This is a genomic window from Amycolatopsis sp. BJA-103 (assembly GCF_002849735.1).
Classification (GTDB): domain Bacteria; phylum Actinomycetota; class Actinomycetes; order Mycobacteriales; family Pseudonocardiaceae; genus Amycolatopsis.
Window position 1 is genome coordinate 4774018 of record NZ_CP017780.1, and the last position, 18239, is coordinate 4792256.

The window sequence follows — 18239 nt, forward strand, 5'->3', positions numbered from 1 at the left end:
TCTGTCTTTTCACGGGGTCACGACCGGGAGACATCGGTCGGGGCGGTCAGCAGGGTGTGCGGATCCAGGGCCATGGTCGCCACATCTCGCGCGATATCGGACAACCGGCGGCGGTGCGCGTGGGCGTAGCCGCGCAGCGCGAGGTACGCCTGGTGCATGTCCAACCCGCCGGCTTCGGCCAGAACACCCTTGGCCTGCTCGACGACGGTGCGGTGATGCAAGGCCGCTTGCAACTGCTCGGACACGATCTCGTCGTGCCGGATCGCGCGATGCTGCAGGATCCCGATGGTGGCGATGTCGGCGAGCGACTGTCCCAAGGCGACACTGGTGTCGTCGATGGCTACCGGTTTGGTGCCCAGCAGCGTCAAGGCGCCGATGACGTCGTCACGGAGCCGCATCGGCACCGCACACGCCGCACGGAAGCCCGCGTTGACCGCCGCCGGCGCGAAATCGGGCCATCGTTCGAGGTCGGCGGAGAGATCGGCCGAGGCCACCATCACGCCGCTGTCAACGCAGTCCAGACAAGGGCCCTGCTGGGTTTGCGCGGCGAAGACCTCGATCAGCTCGGCCTGTTCGGACGACCCGGCCGTGGGCCGCCATCCGCCTCGCTGATCGGACAGGATCACCGCGGCGGCGTCGACGTTGAGCAAGTCGACGGCCCGTTCGGTGAGCAGACCGAGGAAATCGAGCACATCGAAGTCCGCGACCAATGTGTCCGCCAACGACACGAACGTGTCGGCGACTGTTTGCTCCCGGTCGGTGGTCATCTCGTGGGACTCTCCCTCAGTGGGCATTGTTGCCGTCCTCGGTATCGGTGAAGCGCAGGGAACGCTCGACGACCTGTTGGGCGACATCGGCCAGGGGAACGCCGTGGGTGAAGGCATAGCCGCGGAGTCGCATCAACGCCACCTCCGTGGTCGAACCCAGCTGGACCTGCACCATCCCCGCTGCCTGATGCACCTGGACGTGCGGATCCGCCAGCCAGCTCACATCGTCGACGCTGTGACCGTCCAGGTCGTCCACGACCCCTTGGGTGGCCAGGTCGCTCAGGATCAGCGCGTCGGCCAGTTCGACCCGGGTGAGGGGGCCGGCCGTGTCGCGATAGAGATCCAGCGATCCCAGCCGCGCCACCCCGACCTGCAACGGGAAGGAGAACACCGCCGCCGCGCCCAGCTCGCACGCGGCGGGCGTGAACGCGGGCCACCGCGCCAGCTCCGCCGCCAGATCGGCGACCAGCACGGGTCCGCCGGTCGCGAAGGCGTCCAGGCACGGCCCTTCTCCCACAGTGAGCTGTAGATCTTCCAGCCCGGCGCTCACCGGATTCGTCGCATGCACCAGACCACGGCTCTGACGCCTGTCGCCATTGCCGTTTCCAGTGGGCATCTCGGCCAGCACGGTCGCCCCAGCGCCGGTGACGGACAACTCCACCACACAACGACCGCACGCCAGGCTCACCACCGAAGCAGGCTTGGCGGCACGGTCGGCGGCCAGCAGCGCTTGCAGCCGCTGACGCCGGTTCTCCACCATCGGTCCTCCCTGGCGCTAGACCCTGTGGATACCCGGAGCGTACGGCTCTCACACCCACGCGGCCGTTCGGAGGCTTCTCGCAAAAGGACCACCGAACCCAGCCGGTTCCCGCCAAGGCTTCAAGCCGCGTCGGCGGGGTACTCGGGCTCTGCCACCCCCGAAACAGGAGGACACCGTGATCGAGGTCAGCCGCATCATCGATGTACCACCGGACGTCGTCTTCGTCGTGCTCGCCGACGGCTGGCAATACGCGGGCTGGGTGGTCGGCAGTTCCCATATCCGTGACGTCGACGAGGACTGGCCCGCCGTCGGGTCGCGGATCCATCACAGCGTCGGGCCGTGGCCACTGCACATCCAGGACGTCACCGTGGTGAAGGCCGTCGAACCCGGCACGTTCCTTTCCCTCGAGGCCAGGGGCTGGCCATTGGGCGCCGCGGAGGTCAGGCTCACCCTTCGCCCTCATGGCGAAGGCAAGACCGAGGTCCGGATGGCGGAGGAGGTCACTCGAGGTCCTGGCAAGTTCCTGCCGGAGGCGGTCCAGGCGCTCGTCGCCAAGCCCCGCAACACCGAAGCCCTCGCGCGGCTGGCCGATCTGGTGACCGGGAAGCACGCGAACCGGAAGGCCGCTCAGTCGTAGACCGCCCGGTTCGCGGCGCGGATCACCGCCGCATAGCCACCGCCGAGCCGACCGGCCCGCGCCAGCGCGGCGCGGGCCGCGTTGGCTCCGGGGCCGCCGTGGACCGCTCCTCCCGGATGGGCGGCGGATCCCGCCAGGAACAGGCGGTCCACCGGGGTGTCCGCGCGGCCGAGGCCCGGGACCGGGCGGAAGAACAACTGCTGGTGGATGGCCGTGGTGCCGCCGTTGATCGCGCCACCCACCAGGCCGGGATCGTGGCCTGCCAGTTCGAGCGGCCCCTGCACGTACCGGCCCTGGATCAGGTCGAGGAAGCCCGGCGCGTTCGCCTCGACCGTCTTCTCGATCCTCGCGACCTGCCGGTCCAGTGCCTTCCGGTTTTCCATGACCCCGCGTGGCACGTGGGTGTACGCCCACGCGGCTTCGGTGCCCGGAGGTGACCGGTCCGGGTCGCTCGTCGTCATCTGCCCGAACAACAGGAACGGATTGCGCGGGCTCCGGCCGCGAACGAGGTCGCCGCCGAACACCGACAGGCCGTCCAGGTCGGTGCCGAGGTGGATCGTTCCCGCTCCGCGAGCGCCCTCGGCCTTCCACGGAACGGGGCCGGACAGCGCCCAGTCCACCTTCACCGTGGCGCTGTCCCACTGGAACCGGCCGAGATCCTCCAGCAGCCGGGACGGAAGCCATTCCGGAGCGACCATCTCGCCGTACAACGTCGGCGCCGGTACATCCGCGAGGACGGCCTTGCGTGCCCGGATCGGATCCCCCGCGCTGTCGCGCACCCCCATCGCACGCCCGCCCGCGACCAGTACTTCCGTGACAGGACAACGACATCGGACCTCGCCGCCACGAGCGACCAGCCGCCGCACCAGTGCCGCGGTCAGTTCTCCCGCTCCGCCGGCCGGCACCGGAAATCCGGCGTCCTGGCCGATCATCGCGAGCAGCCAGCCGAATACGGCGCTGCCCGCGTTGTCGACGGAAAGGTCGCTGTGCGCGGCGTTCCCGGCCAGCAGCAACCGTGCCCCCTCGCCCTCGAAGAGTTCTTCCCCGAAACGGCGCGCGGGCAACGTGAGCATCCGGGCCAGGCGCAGCGCGTCGGCGGTCCCCGTGTGCCGCAGCAGCCGCAGAGCCGGGCGCACCGGCGGGAACGGCGTGAACAAGGCGTCGAGCAACGGTTCGCGAATGTCCTGCCACTGCGCGAAAAGCCGCTTCCAGGCGGCGCCGTCTCCCGACGCGAACTCGTCGGCCGACGCCGCCGTTCGCTCGATGTCCCGTGAGAGCACCGCGCATCTGTTGTCGGGCAGCACGTGCGCGAGGACTTCGGGAGCGTGCCGCCACCGCAGGCCTTGCTCCTCCAGATTCAGCCCCCGGATCACCGGCGACACCGCGGTGAGCGGGAAGAAGGCGCTGCAGAGGTCGTTGCGGAAGCCCGGCTCGGTGACTTCTTCGGTCCGCACCGCGCCGCCCGGCTTGTCCGCCTGTTCCAGCACCAGGACCGACCAGCCCTCGTCGGCCAGCAGGTTCGCCGCGACCAGGCCGTTGTGGCCGGCGCCGATGACGACCGCGTCGAAGACTTCCGTGCTCATCCGAGCCTCTCGATCATCAGGTTGTCAGGATTGCGATTGGTGGCTGGGCCTCAACCGGGCGAGCGAACGGAGCCGGGGCAGAAGTCCGTCACCCCGCGGCGGGGTGAGCGGCGGGCTCGCCGCGCCCTCGCCCGATCGGAGTCCGGCGACCAGTTCGGCGATCACGCTCGCGGCGTCGTGGCGGGGTTTCCATCCCAGCGCGGTCTCGGCGAGCGTGGTGTCCACGAGCGGCGCGTTGTCGGCGAGATCCAGCCAGCCGGGGTGCAGGGGCAAGGCACCGGTCCGCCAAGCGGCGAAGGCGGCCAGACGGACGACCGAGCGCGGTGCCGGGACACGGATCCCGCCGAGCAGACCGGCCAGCGCGTCAGCACCGAGCACTTCGGGCGCGGCGAGATTGACCGCTCCGGTGAAACGGCTCGCGAGTACCAGGCGGATGGCTTCGGCGACATCGGCGCTGTGCACCGCCTGCGCCCGCAAATCCGTCCACAGTGGAATCGGGAGCCACCGCCCGCCCACGATGCCCGCGGGAACGGCCGGACCGAGCAGCCAGCGCTCGAACTCCCCCGCCGCGCGCCGCTGCAGGATCGCGCACGGACGCAACCGCGCCATTTTGATGTCGGGGTGATTCTCCTCGAACCGGTCGAGCAGGCTCTCGAGTGCGGCCTTGCCGCGGCTGTAGGCGCTGGTCGCGATTCCGTCGCACGGCCAGTCCTCGGTCACCTTGCTCCACCGCGGGGCCGGCCCGTAGGCGGCGACCGACGACAGGACTACCAGCCGCGGCACCCCGGCCGCCGCCACCGCGGCAAGTACGTTGCGGGTGCCGTGGTCGTTCGTCCGCCACATCGGCGGCTCGTCGCGTCCCGGCGAGATCGCCCAGGCGAGATGAACGACCGCGTCCGCGCCTTGCACCACATCCGCCAGCTTCGCTCGGCCGACGTCATCCCCGAGATCCGCCGCGCACCAGCTCGCCGCGCGGTACGGCTCGGCCGTGGTGTCGGGAAGTCTCCGCACCACCCCGATCACCTCGTCGTCACCGGACTCGAAGGTGTGGAGCAGCGCCGTCCCGACATTACCGGTAGCGCCGGTGATCACAATCCGCACAAGGGGGGCTTACCCGGCCGGATGGGGATGAAACCTCGCTCTTCCGGCCGTCCGCGACGTTTGCCTGCTGATCACCGGGGTATTCGGGTCCATCAGGTTCGCCCCAGCCCCGGCGGCACGAGTCCGTCCAAGTGGGGAGCGGCCATGACGATCGAGACCGGCGATCCGACCACTCGCGAGGCAGTGCACGTCGAACCCGGCGCCGGAATGACACGGGCCTTGGACTGGTACCTGGCCACCGGATACGACATCGAGAGCGCCCGCGACGGCTGGGTTCTGTTGCGTGGCCCGCGCGGCCGTCTTGTTCTGACCGTCGGACGGCCACGGACTTCTTGAGCCAGGCGACCGGTCGTGGTGGAGACCATGAACGACGGCTGCCCTGCCCACCACCGGGGAAAAACGCGATATCCATTCGAGCGCAGACGAAGTTTCACCATTCTGTGTGAGCGGCCGCCTCTGGGGTATCCGGCCGATGTTCGCTCCGATATCCGTTTCTTTCTTGGAGGTCACCGATGTTCCGCCATAGTCAATTGCTCCAATTCGAAGCCAAACCCGAAAAGCCGGACGCGCTCTATGCCCGGAAGCTGCAAGAACTCATCGGCGGCGCTTATGGTGAGATGACCGTGACGATGCAGTATCTGTTCCAGGGCTGGAACTGCCGGGTCGAAGGCAAGTACAAGGACCTGATCATGGACACGGCGACCGAGGAGATCGGGCATGTCGAAATGCTCGCCACCATGGTCGCCCGGCTGCTGGAAGGGGCGCCCGCCACCGAGATGGCCGAGGCCGCCAAGGATCCGATGACCGCGGCGATCCTCGGCGGGATGGATCCGCAACAAGCGATCGTCGCCGGTGGCGGCGCGATGCTCGGCAACAGCCAAGGCGTGCCGTGGAGCGGTGGTTACATCGTGGCGAGCGGGAATCTGCTGGCCGACTTCCGGGCCAACGCCGCCGCCGAGGCACAGGGAAGGCTGCAGACGGCCCGTCTGTACAACATGACCGACGATCCCGGTGTGAAGGCGATGTTGCGATTCAACCTCGCTCGCGACACCGTGCACCAGAAACAATGGCTCGCCGCCATCGAAGAACTGGAAGCCGACGGCCTCGAAGGCGACATCGCGCCCACCGCGCTGTTCGACGAGGAGGACCAGGAGCACAACAACACCGTTTGGCACCTCTCCGACGGACCCGCCGGTGCCAAGGCGAACTGGAGTTTCCGCGGTGAGGAGATCGAATACCTGATCGATCCCCAACCGCTCGGAGGTCCCGGAACCGCGCCCAAGCCCGATCCCGCGCTGTACGGGACCTACGCGCCGGTGCAAGACGCGGTCGGAACGATGAAGGGCAAAGCCAAGTCGGCGAAGAACAAGATCACCAAGAATTCCAAGAACTGATCACAACGCGACGGGCCCCTCACAGAGAGAGGCCCGTCGCGGCACGACCGGCGACGGGCTCAGGTCCAGCCCTGCTGATGTTCTCCCGCCTGCCGGTCTGTTTCGGCGGCGGCCCGCTGCGTCAGCGTGGCGACGGCCTCGACCAAGACGCGTTGCACGTTCTGCCCGCCTTCACGTCCGGTGTGAAAACGTATCGAGACCTCGCACTGACCCGCGCCGCGCTCTTCGACGCTCAGCCCGCCGTGGTCATCACCTTCATCGGGTGAACCCCAGCGCAGGGTCTTCGCGTGCCGATCGGCTCGTAGCCACGCCTCGCCCTCGGCCTCCACCGGGACTTTGACGCCACTTACGCTGAATACTTCGGTCAGCTGAGCCAGGTTTTCGGGATCGGCGAGGTACGCGAACAACTCGTCCGCCGGAAGCATGACACCGGCGGTGTGCTCGAAGGACGGCATTGCCGTCATCTCCTTCCAAGGAATACGGCGAACTTCCAGAAAGCAGGCGCGCGGCCGGTTTCCCTTCGAGAATGGCCCCTCACGAAGGGAAACCGGCCGCTCTGCGGCGACGGGCCTCCGGAGCGGAGCCCGTCGCGGCCTTCGGTTCCGCGAAAGCGGAAGTCAGCTCGGCTGCTGGGGTGCGCGATCGACGTCACCGCGCCAGGAACCGGTCGCGTGACCGTCCCGGTTCTCGATGAACGTCTTGAAGCGGTCCAGGTCGCTTTGGACGCGGCGGTCGATGATGCCGAGCTTGTCGGCGACGTTCTCCACGAATCCCTCGGGATCGATGTCCATTTGCACCGTGACGCGCGTACGGACGTCATCGATGCGATGGACGGTCACCACGCCGGCGTGATTGGGACCTGAGGCAGACTGCCAGGCGACCCGCTCGTCGGGGTGCTGCTCCGTGATCGTCGCGTCGAATTCACGGGTCACGCCGCCGATACTGGTCGTCCAGTGCGTATGCGTGTCGTCGATCTGCTCGATCCGCTCGACGCCTTCCATGAACCGGGGGAAGTCGGAGAACTGGGTCCACTGGTTGTACACCGCCGGAACGGTGGCCTCGACGTCGACGGACTTGATGATGGCGCTCACGGCGACAACTCCTTGAAGTGGTGGTTCGATTTGCGGCACCTGAGTGCACGGGCAATTCCTGGCTACCCGCCCAGCGCAAAGGCAAACCGATCCATATTCGAGCGAACCGGCCGCCGGGCGATGGCGCGTCGTTTCGATCCCGGCGGGCCGGGTATGCGCCGAAGGACAGGAGAGGAAGGTGCCCCCGATGTCCACCCGGCCCACGGTCAACCCATCATTGTGGTCGCAAGACGTTCCGGCCACGACGTCCGAAGCGCTTTCCGGCAGGCACACCAGCCACGTGGTCGTCATCGGAGGCGGGATCGCCGGGCTCACCACCGCCCTCCTGCTCCTGCGTCGCGGCTTCGAAGTCGCACTCGTCGAGGCCGAAACCGTCGGTAGCGGGGCGAGCGGCAACAACACCGCGAAGGTGACCGCGCTGCAATCCACTAAGTATTCGACCTTGACCAGGTCTCACAGCGCCGCGACCGTGGCCGCCTACGCGTCGGCCGCCACGGCCGGTGTGGAACTCCTGTCCACATTGGCCGAACCGCTCGACTGCGACGTGCGGCGCGCTCCGGCGGCGACCTTCGCCCTGACCGAGGCCGAACGCGACATCGTCCGCTCCGAAGCGGACGCGGCGAAGAAAGCCGGACTTGCGGTGGAGTGGGCCGAGGAGTTGGACCTGCCCTTCCCCACCTACGGCGCCGTCCGCCTGCACGATCAACTCGTCCTGCATCCGGTGAAGTACCTACGGGGGCTCGCGGCCGCGTTCGTCGCGGAGGGCGGGCGGTTGTTCGAACACAGCAGGGTGCTGAGCGTGTCCAACACCATGCCGTTCGAAGCCCGGACCGCCGGTGGAACCGTCCGGGCCGAGCATCTCGTGGTGGCGACCCATTATCCGATCCTGGATCGCGGCCTGTTCTTCGCCCGGCTCGACGCCGAAAGGTCTTATTGCGTCGCGATGCGCCTGCACGGCGAGTCCCTGCCTGAAGACTTGTCGATCAGCGCGGGAAGTCCTTCGTATTCCTTCGGCCGCCACGGTGAACACCTCGTCCTCGGCGGCCAGAGTCATCCGGTCGGAGACCGCGGCATCGACTTCGAGCGCTATACCGCCCTCACCGACTTCGCCCAGAAGTACTTCGACGTCGCCGAAGTAGTCCACCGCTGGTCAGCGCAGGATCCGCACGCCTACGACGGCTTACCCATGGTCGGCTCCTATCTGCCGGGCGCTTTGCGACTGTGGGTCGCGACAGGATTCGCCAAATGGGGCCTCGCCATGGCCACGATCGGCGCCGAGGTCCTCGCCGATCGCATCAGCGGCGCCGGAAATCCGCACGCCGCCCTCTTCTCCCCCCATCGGCTCAGTCTCCGGAACGTTCCCGCGCTGGTTCGGCAGAACACGAAGACCGCCAAAGACCTCGTCGGAGACCGGCTGTCTCCTGTGGACGAACACGACACCGCCGAGGTCCCGATCGACGAGGCACGGGTCCGCCGTGACGGAGCCGGCAAGAAGGGCGTGTACCGGGACCAGGCGGGCGCCCTGCACGCGGTCTCGTTGCGGTGCACCCACCTAGGTTGCCTTCTGCGCTTCAACGGAGCCGAACGCAGCTGGGACTGCCCCTGTCACGGCTCTCGATTCGACGTCGACGGCGCGGTGCTCGAAGGACCTGCCGTCGAGCCACTCCCCCGGCGCGATCCCTGACGCACCGCTCAGTGAGGCTCCGGCCAGTGCCCGTGTACGCGTTCACGCGCGGGCTCCGGCCGGTGCACGGTGCCCACCGTGGGCTCCGAGCGTCCGCGGCTGAGCGCGGCCAGCCGGAACAGAGGGCCGACCAGCCTGTCGTAGAGCAGCGGCAGGAGCCGGAATCCGGCGATGACAATCGGATTCCCCGGCCCGACCGGCACGGACACGTGTCTGCGGGGCCGGTCGGCCAGCCGGACGATCGCCGCGGCCACCCGTTCCGGGGCGAGGACCGGCCACGGCGGCCGGACGATCCGGCCGGAGTAGTTGGCGGCCTGGTAGTAGATCGGGGTGTTGATACTTCCGGGACTCACGATGCAGACGTGGACCCCGGGTTCGTCCCGCGTTTCTTGCTGCAGGGTGCGCAGCACGGCGCGCTGTCCCCATTTCGACGCCGCGTAGGCACCCATCTGCGGGACGGTGACCGAGCCGAGCAGCGAGTTGACCCCGATGAACGTGCCCGTGCGTTGTCTGCGCAGCACCGGGAGAACCGCGCGGCTCAAGTGGACGGTGCCGTGTACCGCGGTGTCGACGACGGCGGTGAACACGTCCGCCGGCATCGCCTCGACAGTGCCGTAGGCCATCACCGTCGCGGTGTGCACGACGACGTCGATGCACCCGTGCCGGTCCAGCGTCCGCGCGACGATCCGCCCGGCGGCCGCCGGATCGCCGATGTCTTCGACAACGGCGTCCACTTCACCGCTTCCCGCGTCCCGGCAAGCCGTTTCCGCGGCTTTGAGCGCGTCGGCGCTGCGCGAGACCAGCACCAGGTCGTCATCGAGGGCGGCGAACGCGATCGACGCCGCCAGCCCGATCCCGCTGCTGGCACCGACGACGAGCACGACCCGGCCGGTCAAGGGTTGAGCACCACCTTGACGCAGCCGTCGAGCTTGTCCCGGAACATCTCGTAGCCGCTCGCGGCATCGGCGAGGGGAAGGTGATGCGTGGTGAGGTCCAGCGCTCCGAGCGGGTCGGCCGGGTCGAGCAACAGCGGCAGGATCTCGTCGGTCCAGTTCCGCACGTGGGCCTGGCCCATGCGCAGGTGAATGCCCCGGTCGAACATCTCCATCATCGGCATCGCGTCGAGTTCGCCGCCGTAGACACCGGAGATCGACGCCGTCCCGCCTCGTCGCACCCCCTTCACGGCCGCGTGCAGAGCGCCGAGCCGGTCGACGGCCAGCTTGTCGGTCACCTTCTGGGCGAGCGCGTCCGGGAGGAGACCCATGGCCTTCTGCGCGGCCGCGACGAGTCGTCCGCCGTGGGCTTCCATCCCGACGGCGTCGATGGTGGCGTCCGGACCGCGGCCGTCGACCAGGTCGATCAACGCGGCGGCCACGTCGTCGACGTGATCGAGGTTGACGGGTTCGGCCCCGTACCGCGCGGCGAGCGCGAGCCGTTCGGGCACCCGGTCGACCCCGATGATCCGGCCGGCCCCGAGGTGGGCGGCGATGCGGACGGCGAACTGCCCGACCGGACCGAGGCCGAGGACCGCCACCGTTCCGCCGGGTGGCACGTCGGCGTAGCGGACGGCCTGCCAAGCGGTCGGCAAGATGTCGGACAGGAACAGGAACCGCTCGTCCGGAGTGCCCTCCGGGACGACGATCGGCCCGAACTGGGCCTGCGGTACGCGGAGGTACTCGGCCTGTCCACCCGGGACGGAGCCGTAGAGGGAGGTGTACCCGAAGAGGCTCGCGCCTTTGCCCTGATCGCGGACCTGAGTCGTTTCGCACTGTGCGAAGAGGCCGCGGCCGCACATCCAGCAATGACCGCACGAGATATTGAACGGCACCACCACGCGGTCCCCCACCGACAGATGACCGGCGGCGTCGGAACCCACTTCTTCGACGATGCCCATCGCCTCGTGACCGAGTACGTCACCCGGCTTGAGGTACGGGCCCAGCACACCGTAGAGGTGCAGGTCCGAGCCACAGATCGCGGTCGAGGTGACCTTGATGATCGCGTCGGTCGGTTCTTCGATGCGCGGATCCGGCACCTCGGTGACCTGAACCTTTTCATTTCCTTGCCATGTCAACGCTTTGATGTCGACTCCCGGGTTCGTGATTCCAGGCGACCCCGGACGAGGCCGGCTACGGACGGCATACCCTCGCCCGCCGGCGCCAAACAGGCTGTCGCGTCTGCGATCAGGCTGTCACCGATTCGCGCTGACGGCTGAGGGCCGTTGCTCGTTCAGCGACCGTCAGGCCGCCCCAGACGCCGTAAGGCTCCCGTACTGCCAAGGCATGCGCACGACACGACCGGATCACCGGGCAACGGGAACAGACCGCCTTGGCGCGGCTGTCGCGGCGATCCACGGCCTGACCGCGTTCGTATTCCGGATGAAAGAACATCTCGCTGTCGAGCTCGCGGCACGCGGCGTCCATCTGCCAATCCCAAATCGTCGTGATCGGGCGGGGCAACCGGCTCACATCGACCATGACGACCCACGAAAGAACAAGGAAATTCTTGGCGCGACGAAACCTCGCGAAGACGAATGCATATCGACCGGCCTCCTCGAGGCACAGCTTTCCCGGGCGAGTGCCGCCATGGACCGGGGCGGTGGCGTGAGCCGGACCGGACACGGCCGCCCATCGGCGCGCCGCGTGCCGAGATCAACAGCTCGACCAATCACAGCGTTGCACAAGCGATTCACTACGACAAGAGGTGCGATGTGTGAGATCACCGCTCAGGGGTATCCGCCCGTCAACCGATGCCAGAACGGTGTAAAACCGCGGCAAGGACGGTATCCCCTTTCCGGCACCTCGATGAAACAGCACAACGATCCTGAGCCCGCCCCCACCGGTTCGGAATCCGACGACAGACGGGATCATTGATGTTCACGGTGACCGAGTCCGCCATTGAGGCGATCACCAAGCTGGTGCAGGCAGGGAAGGTCCAGTCCGAGGGAGGCCTGCGCCTGTCTCTGGACGGCCTTCCCGAAAACGGGGCGAAGATGGACGCCGAGGTCGCCGCCCGGCCGTCCCCGGGTGACGACATCGTCGCGACCGCGGACACCCAGGTTTTTCTCGCCCGCGACACCAGGGTCCGTCTTACCGACAAAGTCCTCGATGTCCGCAAAGACGTCAACGGACACTACACGTTCCTCATCACGTCAGAGCTCTGAGTCGACCGACTCCGACCGCTTCAGCGCGAGGAGAAGAATTCTCTACGGAGGGAAGATCATGACCCGCACTTCGTCACCCACCACCACCGCTCGCGCACCGAGCCAGCTGATCGCCGCTGTGGTCGGGGTCGTGTTCCTGGTAGTCGGGATCGGAGGATTCATTCCTGGCCTGACAACCGACTTCGACCAACTTTCCTTCGCGGGCCATGAATCGATGGCGATGCTCCTGGGACTGTTCATGGTTTCGGTGCTGCACAACATCGTGCACCTGCTCTTCGGCGTCGCAGGCCTGCTCCTGGCGAGGACACCGCGCCGGGCGTTCCAGTACTTGATCGTCGGTGGGTCGATCTATCTGCTTCTCTGGATTTACGGTCTTGTCATCGACCACGACTCTGCCGCGAACTTCGTGCCGGTCAACACCGCGGACAACTGGCTGCACCTCGGCCTGGGCGTCGGCATGATCGCACTCGGCGCCCTCACCGCCGCGGCCTCGCGCTCGCATTCCTCGGCACGCGGTGTCTGATCCGCGGCGGACCATCGGCTCCACTCATCGGCGCGACGATCCGCGCCGATGGGTGGGGACCCTGCGGCAGACCCGGCTGCCGGCCGGCCGGAATTACGCGGTCACTCGCCCGACCGCGGTGCCCGGGCGATGCCGGAATCGTGGACGGGTCAGTGCCGCGCCATTTCTCGCACCGCGTCCGCTAGCCGCGGATAGACCGGCATCCGCACATCGACGGCGAACAGCCGCAAAATCCGCAGCACCGATGACCTGGCGGTGACCAGACCGATCCGACGGCGCTCGGCTCGCGCTCGGGCGGAGGCGGTCTCGAGCACGCGCAGCCCCGCGGCGCCGAGGAACGTGACCCCGGCCAGGTCGATCACGGTACTGGCGGGCAAAGGCTGGTTCAAATTCCGTTGCAGCAACGGGGAGGTGATCACGTCCAGCTCGCCGGACACGGCGAAGATCAGCAGGTCGGCGGAGTAAGCGTGCTCGACGACTTGCGTCGGCCGGAATACGACGGGCTGAGCGTAGAAGCCGAGGCGATCACCGGAGGTCGAGGCCGCGAGAACCCTGGCGGCTTGTTCATGATCGAGTCGCGCCGATTGCTGAAATGGAGAGGTCATGAGGATCTCCCGGGAAAGCGGGACGACACGGAACCTCCGGACGGGACGTGCACGGCATGCAACGGCCTCGCGGTAGCGCGTCGCCAAGCCGCACGGCGCGAGAGCGCGGACAGTGCGGCGGCGGACATTGGCGTCAATCACGCGAAGCTGGGTCTGGAACCCCACGCACCCTCATCATAACCCCGTTGGGGGCTTCTCACAGTGCCCACACCAGGGGTTTCTGAATATTGAATCGATCGTGCATCGTTTTCCGGTGAGCCTTGGACCACCAAGCGCTGCTCGACCGGCACGACGGGTTTAACGACTGATCACCGGGGTATCCAGTGACGACAAGGGCTGCCCCAGTCCCAGGCGGTGTAGATCTGCCCGTCCATTTGGGAGCGGCCTGGTGACCGACACCGACAATCCGGCACTCTGTCAGATACTGCTGCAGCGAGCAGGGCACGGCGATACCGCCGCCTTCGCGGAACTGTACGACCGCACCTCTCACAGCGTCTTCAGGCTCGTTCGCAGCATCCTGACCGACGCGAGCGCGGCCGAAGACGCCACCCGAGAGGTGTACCTGCGACTGTGGCGCACAGCGCCCCGCTACGATCCCGACCAGGGCGAACCATTCACCCTCTTGATGACCATGGCACGCACCTACGCGCGCGACCAGGCCGGAAACACCACGCCCCGTGACGGGGCATCAGAACCACCACCGCGCCCCGCCTCCACCGAGTGCGCCGCCGGACTCGTCGAGCAGTGGGCGTGCAGTCACCTGCTGACCAAGGTTCCCCTCGAGGCCCGCGAGGCCCTCGTCCTGGTGTACGCCCGCGGTCGGACGCCGGCAGAAGTCGCCGAGCAGATCGGCATCCCGGTGGCCACGGTGATCACTCGGCTGCACGATGCCTTCTCGGCTTTGCGTCAGCAGGGCTGCGACCACCCTGATACCGCTTCGCCCCAGGCCGCTACGCCGAATCAGTCTCGACAGCGAGAGGACGCGCGGTGACCGCCGAGGCGCTGATGTCACTGGCATCACCCACAGAGGATCAGGACGGCCTCCATCGGCCGGCGGCCGGAGACTAGAACAGGTCGAAGGCCCTCACGATGAAGAAGCCGCCCACGCCCAGGACGACGACTCCGATGACGATGATCGTGATGATCGCCGGCAGCCGGGACGGAATCGGTTGTGGGTGGGACAGACCCGACGTCTGTCCGGCGTCCGGCGGGGTGTCCCCGGGCTGGACGGAGCCGCCTGGCTCCAGGCCGGGAACGTCTTGTGGTTCTGGTCCGGGTGCAGTCATGATTCTCGATTCTTCTCGGTGGTCGGTTCCGGCCGGTCAAGAGCGCGGGATGGATCTCGAGTGGTGGCTCGTCTGGCGAAGGTCTGGACAGTGTCGTCGGCACACAGCCACTCGAGGAGTGTCGTGTACACGAGGTCGTCGCGGAGAAGGGCGAAGTGATTGAGCCCGCCGAGCCAGACGATCTCGGCGTCCTCCGTCAGTTCCTCGGACAGAACGGGCGTCACGAGCAGATCGCCGATCAGACGCCCCCACGTGCTTCCTTCCCGCCGTGACAACGTGGCTGACACGAAGAGGCGGCGGATTCCTGGTGAGGGCGAGGGGTCGGCTCTCGAGGACAGGTGCGGTTCGGTGGCCCATTGCCGACGGTGCACGTAGCCGTGCGCGAGGTCCTGAATGCCGTTGCTGCGCAGAGCGAACAGTTTCGTCAGAGGAGCGGTCAACGTTGTTTTGCCGAACAGCGCCGTCAACTGCGCGACGCGCCGTTCCAACGGCGCGCCGCTGTGTGGTGTACCCAGGCACACCAGCCGAGTCACGACGGACAGCCACGACACGTTCCGTTCCTGTGCCTGATACAGGGCGCTTCGTGCCACGAGGCCCCCCATCGAATGTCCGATCAGGACGATATCGGCGACGGGAACCGGCCACGCGGCCACCAGTCTGGAGAGCAACGCGACCAACTCGGCCCCGCTCTCCGAGACGTGGCGCCCGGAGTTGTAACGCACGTACACCGGGCTACTGCCGAAGTCACCCGCCAGGCGGGCTCCGAAGTCACCCTCGGGCGCGGACCCGCGAAACCAGCCGAGTTCGGTCTCGACCAAGCCATGCAAGAACACCACCACGCGACCTGTCGCCCGGGGGAAGGCCGCGGCGAGCGAACGCTCGTCGAGCCCAACCGGTCGCCGCCCGACGCGGACGGTCATCCCCTGGCGTGCCCCTCGCTCCAGTGTCGATGTCCCCCTGCCGAACAGGCCGTCGGCGACACCGACGAGGTGATGTCCGGTAGCCGATTCGAGCACCGAACTGGCCCAGTAGTCCCGTGTGAGCACGAGAGGCAGCCGAGAAGTCGCCAGAGCCAAAGCCGCCGTTCCGTTCAAGAAATCGTTCAGCGTCGAAATCGCCCTCTTCATCATCAGCTGGTCGCGCGGAGCGGCGCGCTGACGTCGCGCAGGTGCAGCAGGACATGCCGATAGGTCGTCATCAGCCCGCATTGGGCGTAGTCGATCTCGTGTGTGGCACAGAAGTCACGGACCAGAGGCTGCGCGCGGCGCAGGTTGGCGCGCGGCATGCTGGGGAACAGGTGGTGCTCGATCTGGTAATTCAGCCCGCCGAGTGCGAAGTCGACCCACGGGCCGCCGCGGACGTTGCGGCTGGTGAGTACCTGCTTGCGCAGGAAGTCGACCTTGGTCTTGTCGGTATAGGTGGGCATCCCCTTGTGCCCGGGCGCGAACGAGCAGCCCATGTAGACACCCCACAATCCTTGGTGGACCGCGATGAACGCGACCGCCACCGGCGGGGACATCACCAGGAACACCGCGCCGAGATAGATGCCGAGGTGCGCGACGAGGAGTACCGCTTCCAGCCGGCGGGCCTTCACGTCGCCGTGCCACACGGCCTGGATGCTCGCCCAGTGCAGGCTCAGCCCTTCCAACAACAGCAGCGGAAAGAACAGCGCTGCCTGATGTTTCGTGGTCCAGCGCACGAACCCGCTCTTCTCACCGGACTGCCGCCGGGTGAAGGCGAGCAGGGGGATGTCGATATCAGGATCGTCGTCTTCGTGGTTGGGGTTGGCGTGATGGCGGGTGTGTTTGCCCATCCACCAGCCGTAGCTGATGCCGACGATACCGCCGAAGGCATAGCCGATCCGGTCGTTGGCCCGCCCGGTGCGGAAGATCTGGTTGTGTCCCGCGTCGTGGCCGAGAAAAGCGATCTGGGCGAACATCACCGCGAAGAACACCGCCGAGGCGAGTTGCCACCACGAGTCCCCGAGCAGCACGAACGCCACACAGCCTCCGACCAGAGCCAGCAGTGTCAGGCTGATCTTCACGGCGTAGTAGCCATATCGGCGGTCGAGTAGACCTTCGCGCCGCACCAAGCGGGCGAGATCGGCGAAGTCGTTACGTGAGGCCGCGCGAGCCTCGCTGTCGAGGTGAGTCGGTAGCGTCACCGAAGGTGTGATCATGGCGTCCCTTCACCGAAGTCTTGCGGCGCCGGGGCTGGGGCGACCAGTACTACGATCCTTGAGTTCCCTGGGTGATCTGTGCTGAAACGAAAGTCAGGCAAGAAACACAACGGCCGACGCTCGGCCCTCGTGCCTGCCCCACGACAGTCACCGGACCGCTTGGCTCGCCGCCGGCGTGCCGTTCACGTAGTGCGCTGAGTGGGCAGGCCACTCGGTCGCAGTGCCGCACCAGACCTACGCCACGGTGATCGCCGGTTTGGAGTCCTCCGCGCGAATTCGGCGGCGCATGGGGGGTGGACACCCGTAGAGCGCCGGATACAGCCGGACAACATGAGACCGGCTCCTCACCTGATTCGCCTGGCGAGGGGCCGGTCGCCCATCACTGCTCACTTCTACGCTTCTGGTGGCAGGAAACGAATCCCGGACTTTCGGTACGGCCAGAGCATCGGTGAAGCCAAGAGCGTGGCCTATCGGTGCTTGTCCAGCCAACTGAGGGACTACACCGCCGAGGCCGACCTGACCATCAGCCACCACAACCGTTCGCGCTCGCCGCCTTCCGCTGCGCGGGCCCCTAGCGCCCCGAGCAGGGGTTCTGTTCTATGGCAAACGACCTGCGAGTGTGCTCACGATGCTGAAAAGGTGGTCCGTTCCGACCGCCTCGACTTGTCGACTTCACACGCTTTCCGGCTTCGGGATCGGGACACACGGGAAACGATCGGTGTCGACCGTCGTCCCCTTGGTCGGCCCGCAGAGCTGGAGGCCTTCGGTGTCCGCGCCGTCCTCCAGACTGAAACCGACCACGCCGATCACGGTTTCGCCCCGGTCGATGTCCCTGCCCATCAGGGAGTCTGCCGACCAACTGGCGTCGCGCCACGTCTTGTCCGCGACTTTGGTTTTGAGGTCGCTGGCGGGGTACGCCTCGGTGAAGCAGTACTGAGGGACCTCTTTCGGCTGATACGGGTCGCACGTTTTCCCGGCCGTGTTGCGGTGACGGAGCTGCAGATACTTGATCTTGGCTCGCTGCACGCCACGATCGGCAAGCTCTCCGGTCGCAGCCACGTACACCGCGACGTAGTGCTGTCCCGCCTTCGCCGACACACCGGCCAGTTCGGGCGTCCAGACGACGTCGACGGCCTTGACCTGTATCGCCAGGTCCAGGCCCGGTTCCGTGGTGACGAGGGCCTGACCGGGAAAGTCGGCGAACCGCGTGTATTTCGGGCCGGACTGGGCCGTGGCCGAGCTATCGGACGGTATATCGCCGGTGGTCGCCGCCGTGTCGGTGCCGCCGCCGTCACCGGAACACGCGGTGACCAGCAGAACGAGTCCCGCGGCGAGCACGGGCAAGAACCGAGTCGACATGTGACACACTCCCTCAGATCGATGTGACATCGTAGCATTCAGTGTCACTCTGACGCGTGCGGGACCGGCGCGGTTCCCCTGCCTTCGCCCGGGCAGCTTCCGTTCCTGCG

The 18239-nt window shown here is 67.2% G+C and carries 21 protein-coding genes; 7 read left to right on the forward strand and 14 right to left on the reverse strand.

Going from position 1 to position 18239, the window contains the following annotated elements; genetic code table 11:
- Positions 1–17: 17 nt before the first annotated feature.
- Together BKN51_RS20665 and BKN51_RS20670 are read right to left on the reverse strand one after the other, a co-directional pair.
- Positions 18–794 carry a GAF and ANTAR domain-containing protein gene (locus BKN51_RS20665; RefSeq protein ID WP_101609197.1) on the reverse strand — a complete coding sequence of 259 codons (777 nt, stop codon included), beginning with the start codon at positions 792–794 and terminating at the stop codon, positions 18–20.
- Entirely contained in the window at positions 784–1527 is a 744-nt protein-coding gene (locus tag BKN51_RS20670) for a GAF and ANTAR domain-containing protein (protein ID WP_101609198.1), read from the reverse strand. Before BKN51_RS20670 ends, BKN51_RS20665 begins: the two co-directional genes overlap by 11 nt.
- A gap of 175 nt (positions 1528–1702) precedes the next feature.
- Between BKN51_RS20670 and BKN51_RS20675 the strand changes: the two genes are divergently transcribed.
- A complete protein-coding gene (locus BKN51_RS20675) occupies positions 1703–2164 on the forward strand; it encodes an SRPBCC family protein (protein ID WP_101609199.1) in 462 nt (153 codons plus the stop codon).
- On the opposite strand, the gene BKN51_RS20680 is transcribed toward BKN51_RS20675, so the two are convergent.
- Positions 2155–3747, reverse strand: coding sequence for a phytoene desaturase family protein (locus BKN51_RS20680; RefSeq protein ID WP_101609200.1), 1593 nt, complete (start codon positions 3745–3747; stop codon positions 2155–2157). The genes BKN51_RS20675 and BKN51_RS20680 overlap by 10 nt on opposite strands.
- 24 nt (positions 3748–3771) lie before the next feature.
- Positions 3772–4848, reverse strand: a complete 1077-nt coding sequence (locus tag BKN51_RS20685; protein ID WP_101609201.1) for an NAD-dependent epimerase/dehydratase family protein — start codon at positions 4846–4848, stop codon at positions 3772–3774.
- Between the two features lie 144 nt (positions 4849–4992).
- Between BKN51_RS20685 and BKN51_RS20690 the strand changes: the two genes are divergently transcribed.
- Positions 4993–5184 (forward strand): hypothetical protein, encoded by a 192-nt coding sequence (locus BKN51_RS20690; protein WP_101609202.1) that lies wholly within the window; start codon positions 4993–4995, stop codon positions 5182–5184.
- 176 nt (positions 5185–5360) lie between these two features.
- Entirely contained in the window at positions 5361–6242 is an 882-nt protein-coding gene (locus BKN51_RS20695) for a manganese catalase family protein (protein ID WP_101609203.1), read from the forward strand.
- 59 nt (positions 6243–6301) lie between these two features.
- Here BKN51_RS20695 and BKN51_RS20700 read toward each other — a convergent pair whose 3' ends face one another.
- Entirely contained in the window at positions 6302–6697 is a 396-nt protein-coding gene (locus BKN51_RS20700; protein WP_101609204.1) for a hypothetical protein, read from the reverse strand.
- A gap of 162 nt (positions 6698–6859) precedes the next feature.
- The gene (locus tag BKN51_RS20705) at positions 6860–7333 is read right to left on the reverse strand and encodes an SRPBCC family protein (RefSeq protein WP_101609205.1); all 474 of its coding nucleotides are present in this window, start codon (positions 7331–7333) and stop codon (positions 6860–6862) included.
- Between the two features lie 187 nt (positions 7334–7520).
- On the opposite strand from BKN51_RS20705, the gene BKN51_RS20710 reads away from it, so the two are divergent.
- Positions 7521–9017: an FAD-dependent oxidoreductase gene (locus BKN51_RS20710; protein WP_101609206.1), complete on the forward strand. Its 1497-nt coding sequence runs from the start codon at positions 7521–7523 to the stop codon at positions 9015–9017.
- 8 nt (positions 9018–9025) lie between these two features.
- Here the strand turns inward: BKN51_RS20710 and BKN51_RS20715 are convergent, their stop codons facing one another.
- The 3 genes from BKN51_RS20715 to BKN51_RS20725 form a co-directional block, all read right to left on the reverse strand.
- Positions 9026–9913: an SDR family NAD(P)-dependent oxidoreductase gene (locus tag BKN51_RS20715; protein ID WP_199193047.1), complete on the reverse strand. Its 888-nt coding sequence runs from the start codon at positions 9911–9913 to the stop codon at positions 9026–9028.
- Positions 9910–11097, reverse strand: a complete 1188-nt coding sequence (locus BKN51_RS20720; RefSeq protein ID WP_101609207.1) for a zinc-dependent alcohol dehydrogenase — start codon at positions 11095–11097, stop codon at positions 9910–9912. The genes BKN51_RS20715 and BKN51_RS20720 overlap by 4 nt, the downstream gene beginning before the upstream one ends.
- Positions 11098–11197: 100 nt before the next feature.
- The gene (locus BKN51_RS20725; RefSeq protein ID WP_442857684.1) at positions 11198–11635 is read right to left on the reverse strand and encodes a WhiB family transcriptional regulator; all 438 of its coding nucleotides are present in this window, start codon (positions 11633–11635) and stop codon (positions 11198–11200) included.
- A gap of 251 nt (positions 11636–11886) precedes the next feature.
- Between BKN51_RS20725 and BKN51_RS20730 the strand changes: the two genes are divergently transcribed.
- Together BKN51_RS20730 and BKN51_RS20735 are read left to right on the forward strand one after the other, a co-directional pair.
- Positions 11887–12177, forward strand: coding sequence for an iron-sulfur cluster biosynthesis protein (locus BKN51_RS20730; protein WP_101609209.1), 291 nt, complete (start codon positions 11887–11889; stop codon positions 12175–12177).
- A gap of 58 nt (positions 12178–12235) precedes the next feature.
- Complete coding sequence (locus tag BKN51_RS20735; RefSeq protein WP_101609210.1) at positions 12236–12700, forward strand: DUF4383 domain-containing protein; 465 nt, start codon at positions 12236–12238, stop codon at positions 12698–12700.
- A 149-nt stretch (positions 12701–12849) separates the two neighbouring features.
- Here the strand turns inward: BKN51_RS20735 and BKN51_RS20740 are convergent, their stop codons facing one another.
- Positions 12850–13470 carry an STAS domain-containing protein gene (locus BKN51_RS20740; protein ID WP_146044357.1) on the reverse strand — a complete coding sequence of 207 codons (621 nt, stop codon included), beginning with the start codon at positions 13468–13470 and terminating at the stop codon, positions 12850–12852.
- A 223-nt stretch (positions 13471–13693) separates the two neighbouring features.
- Between BKN51_RS20740 and BKN51_RS20745 the strand changes: the two genes are divergently transcribed.
- Positions 13694–14296 carry a sigma-70 family RNA polymerase sigma factor gene (locus BKN51_RS20745; protein ID WP_158255773.1) on the forward strand — a complete coding sequence of 201 codons (603 nt, stop codon included), beginning with the start codon at positions 13694–13696 and terminating at the stop codon, positions 14294–14296.
- A gap of 73 nt (positions 14297–14369) precedes the next feature.
- Here BKN51_RS20745 and BKN51_RS20750 read toward each other — a convergent pair whose 3' ends face one another.
- The 4 genes from BKN51_RS20750 to BKN51_RS20765 form a co-directional block, all read right to left on the reverse strand.
- On the reverse strand, positions 14370–14591 hold the full coding sequence (locus BKN51_RS20750) for a DUF6480 family protein (RefSeq protein WP_101609213.1): 222 nt from the start codon (positions 14589–14591) through the stop codon (positions 14370–14372).
- Positions 14588–15721: an alpha/beta fold hydrolase gene (locus BKN51_RS20755; protein WP_158255774.1), complete on the reverse strand. Its 1134-nt coding sequence runs from the start codon at positions 15719–15721 to the stop codon at positions 14588–14590. The genes BKN51_RS20750 and BKN51_RS20755 overlap by 4 nt, the downstream gene beginning before the upstream one ends.
- On the reverse strand, positions 15721–16755 hold the full coding sequence (locus BKN51_RS20760) for a fatty acid desaturase family protein (protein ID WP_233223580.1): 1035 nt from the start codon (positions 16753–16755) through the stop codon (positions 15721–15723). The genes BKN51_RS20755 and BKN51_RS20760 overlap by 1 nt, the downstream gene beginning before the upstream one ends.
- A 687-nt stretch (positions 16756–17442) precedes the next feature.
- A complete protein-coding gene (locus BKN51_RS20765) occupies positions 17443–18129 on the reverse strand; it encodes a hypothetical protein (RefSeq protein ID WP_101609216.1) in 687 nt (228 codons plus the stop codon).
- Positions 18130–18239: the final 110 nt, after the last annotated feature.

Coding starts and splice junctions, on each gene's coding strand:
- BKN51_RS20700 (WP_101609204.1), bottom strand. CDS start 6,697: ATGCCGTCCTTCGAGCACACCGCCGGTGTCATGCTTCCGGCGGACGAG.
- BKN51_RS20695 (WP_101609203.1), top strand. CDS start 5,361: ATGTTCCGCCATAGTCAATTGCTCCAATTCGAAGCCAAACCCGAAAAG.
- BKN51_RS20680 (WP_101609200.1), bottom strand. CDS start 3,747: ATGAGCACGGAAGTCTTCGACGCGGTCGTCATCGGCGCCGGCCACAAC.
- BKN51_RS20750 (WP_101609213.1), bottom strand. CDS start 14,591: ATGACTGCACCCGGACCAGAACCACAAGACGTTCCCGGCCTGGAGCCA.
- BKN51_RS20735 (WP_101609210.1), top strand. CDS start 12,236: ATGACCCGCACTTCGTCACCCACCACCACCGCTCGCGCACCGAGCCAG.
- BKN51_RS20665 (WP_101609197.1), bottom strand. CDS start 794: ATGCCCACTGAGGGAGAGTCCCACGAGATGACCACCGACCGGGAGCAA.
- BKN51_RS20755 (WP_158255774.1), bottom strand. CDS start 15,721: ATGATGAAGAGGGCGATTTCGACGCTGAACGATTTCTTGAACGGAACG.
- BKN51_RS20730 (WP_101609209.1), top strand. CDS start 11,887: ATGTTCACGGTGACCGAGTCCGCCATTGAGGCGATCACCAAGCTGGTG.
- BKN51_RS20765 (WP_101609216.1), bottom strand. CDS start 18,129: ATGTCGACTCGGTTCTTGCCCGTGCTCGCCGCGGGACTCGTTCTGCTG.
- BKN51_RS20670 (WP_101609198.1), bottom strand. CDS start 1,527: ATGGTGGAGAACCGGCGTCAGCGGCTGCAAGCGCTGCTGGCCGCCGAC.
- BKN51_RS20690 (WP_101609202.1), top strand. CDS start 4,993: ATGACGATCGAGACCGGCGATCCGACCACTCGCGAGGCAGTGCACGTC.
- BKN51_RS20710 (WP_101609206.1), top strand. CDS start 7,521: ATGTCCACCCGGCCCACGGTCAACCCATCATTGTGGTCGCAAGACGTT.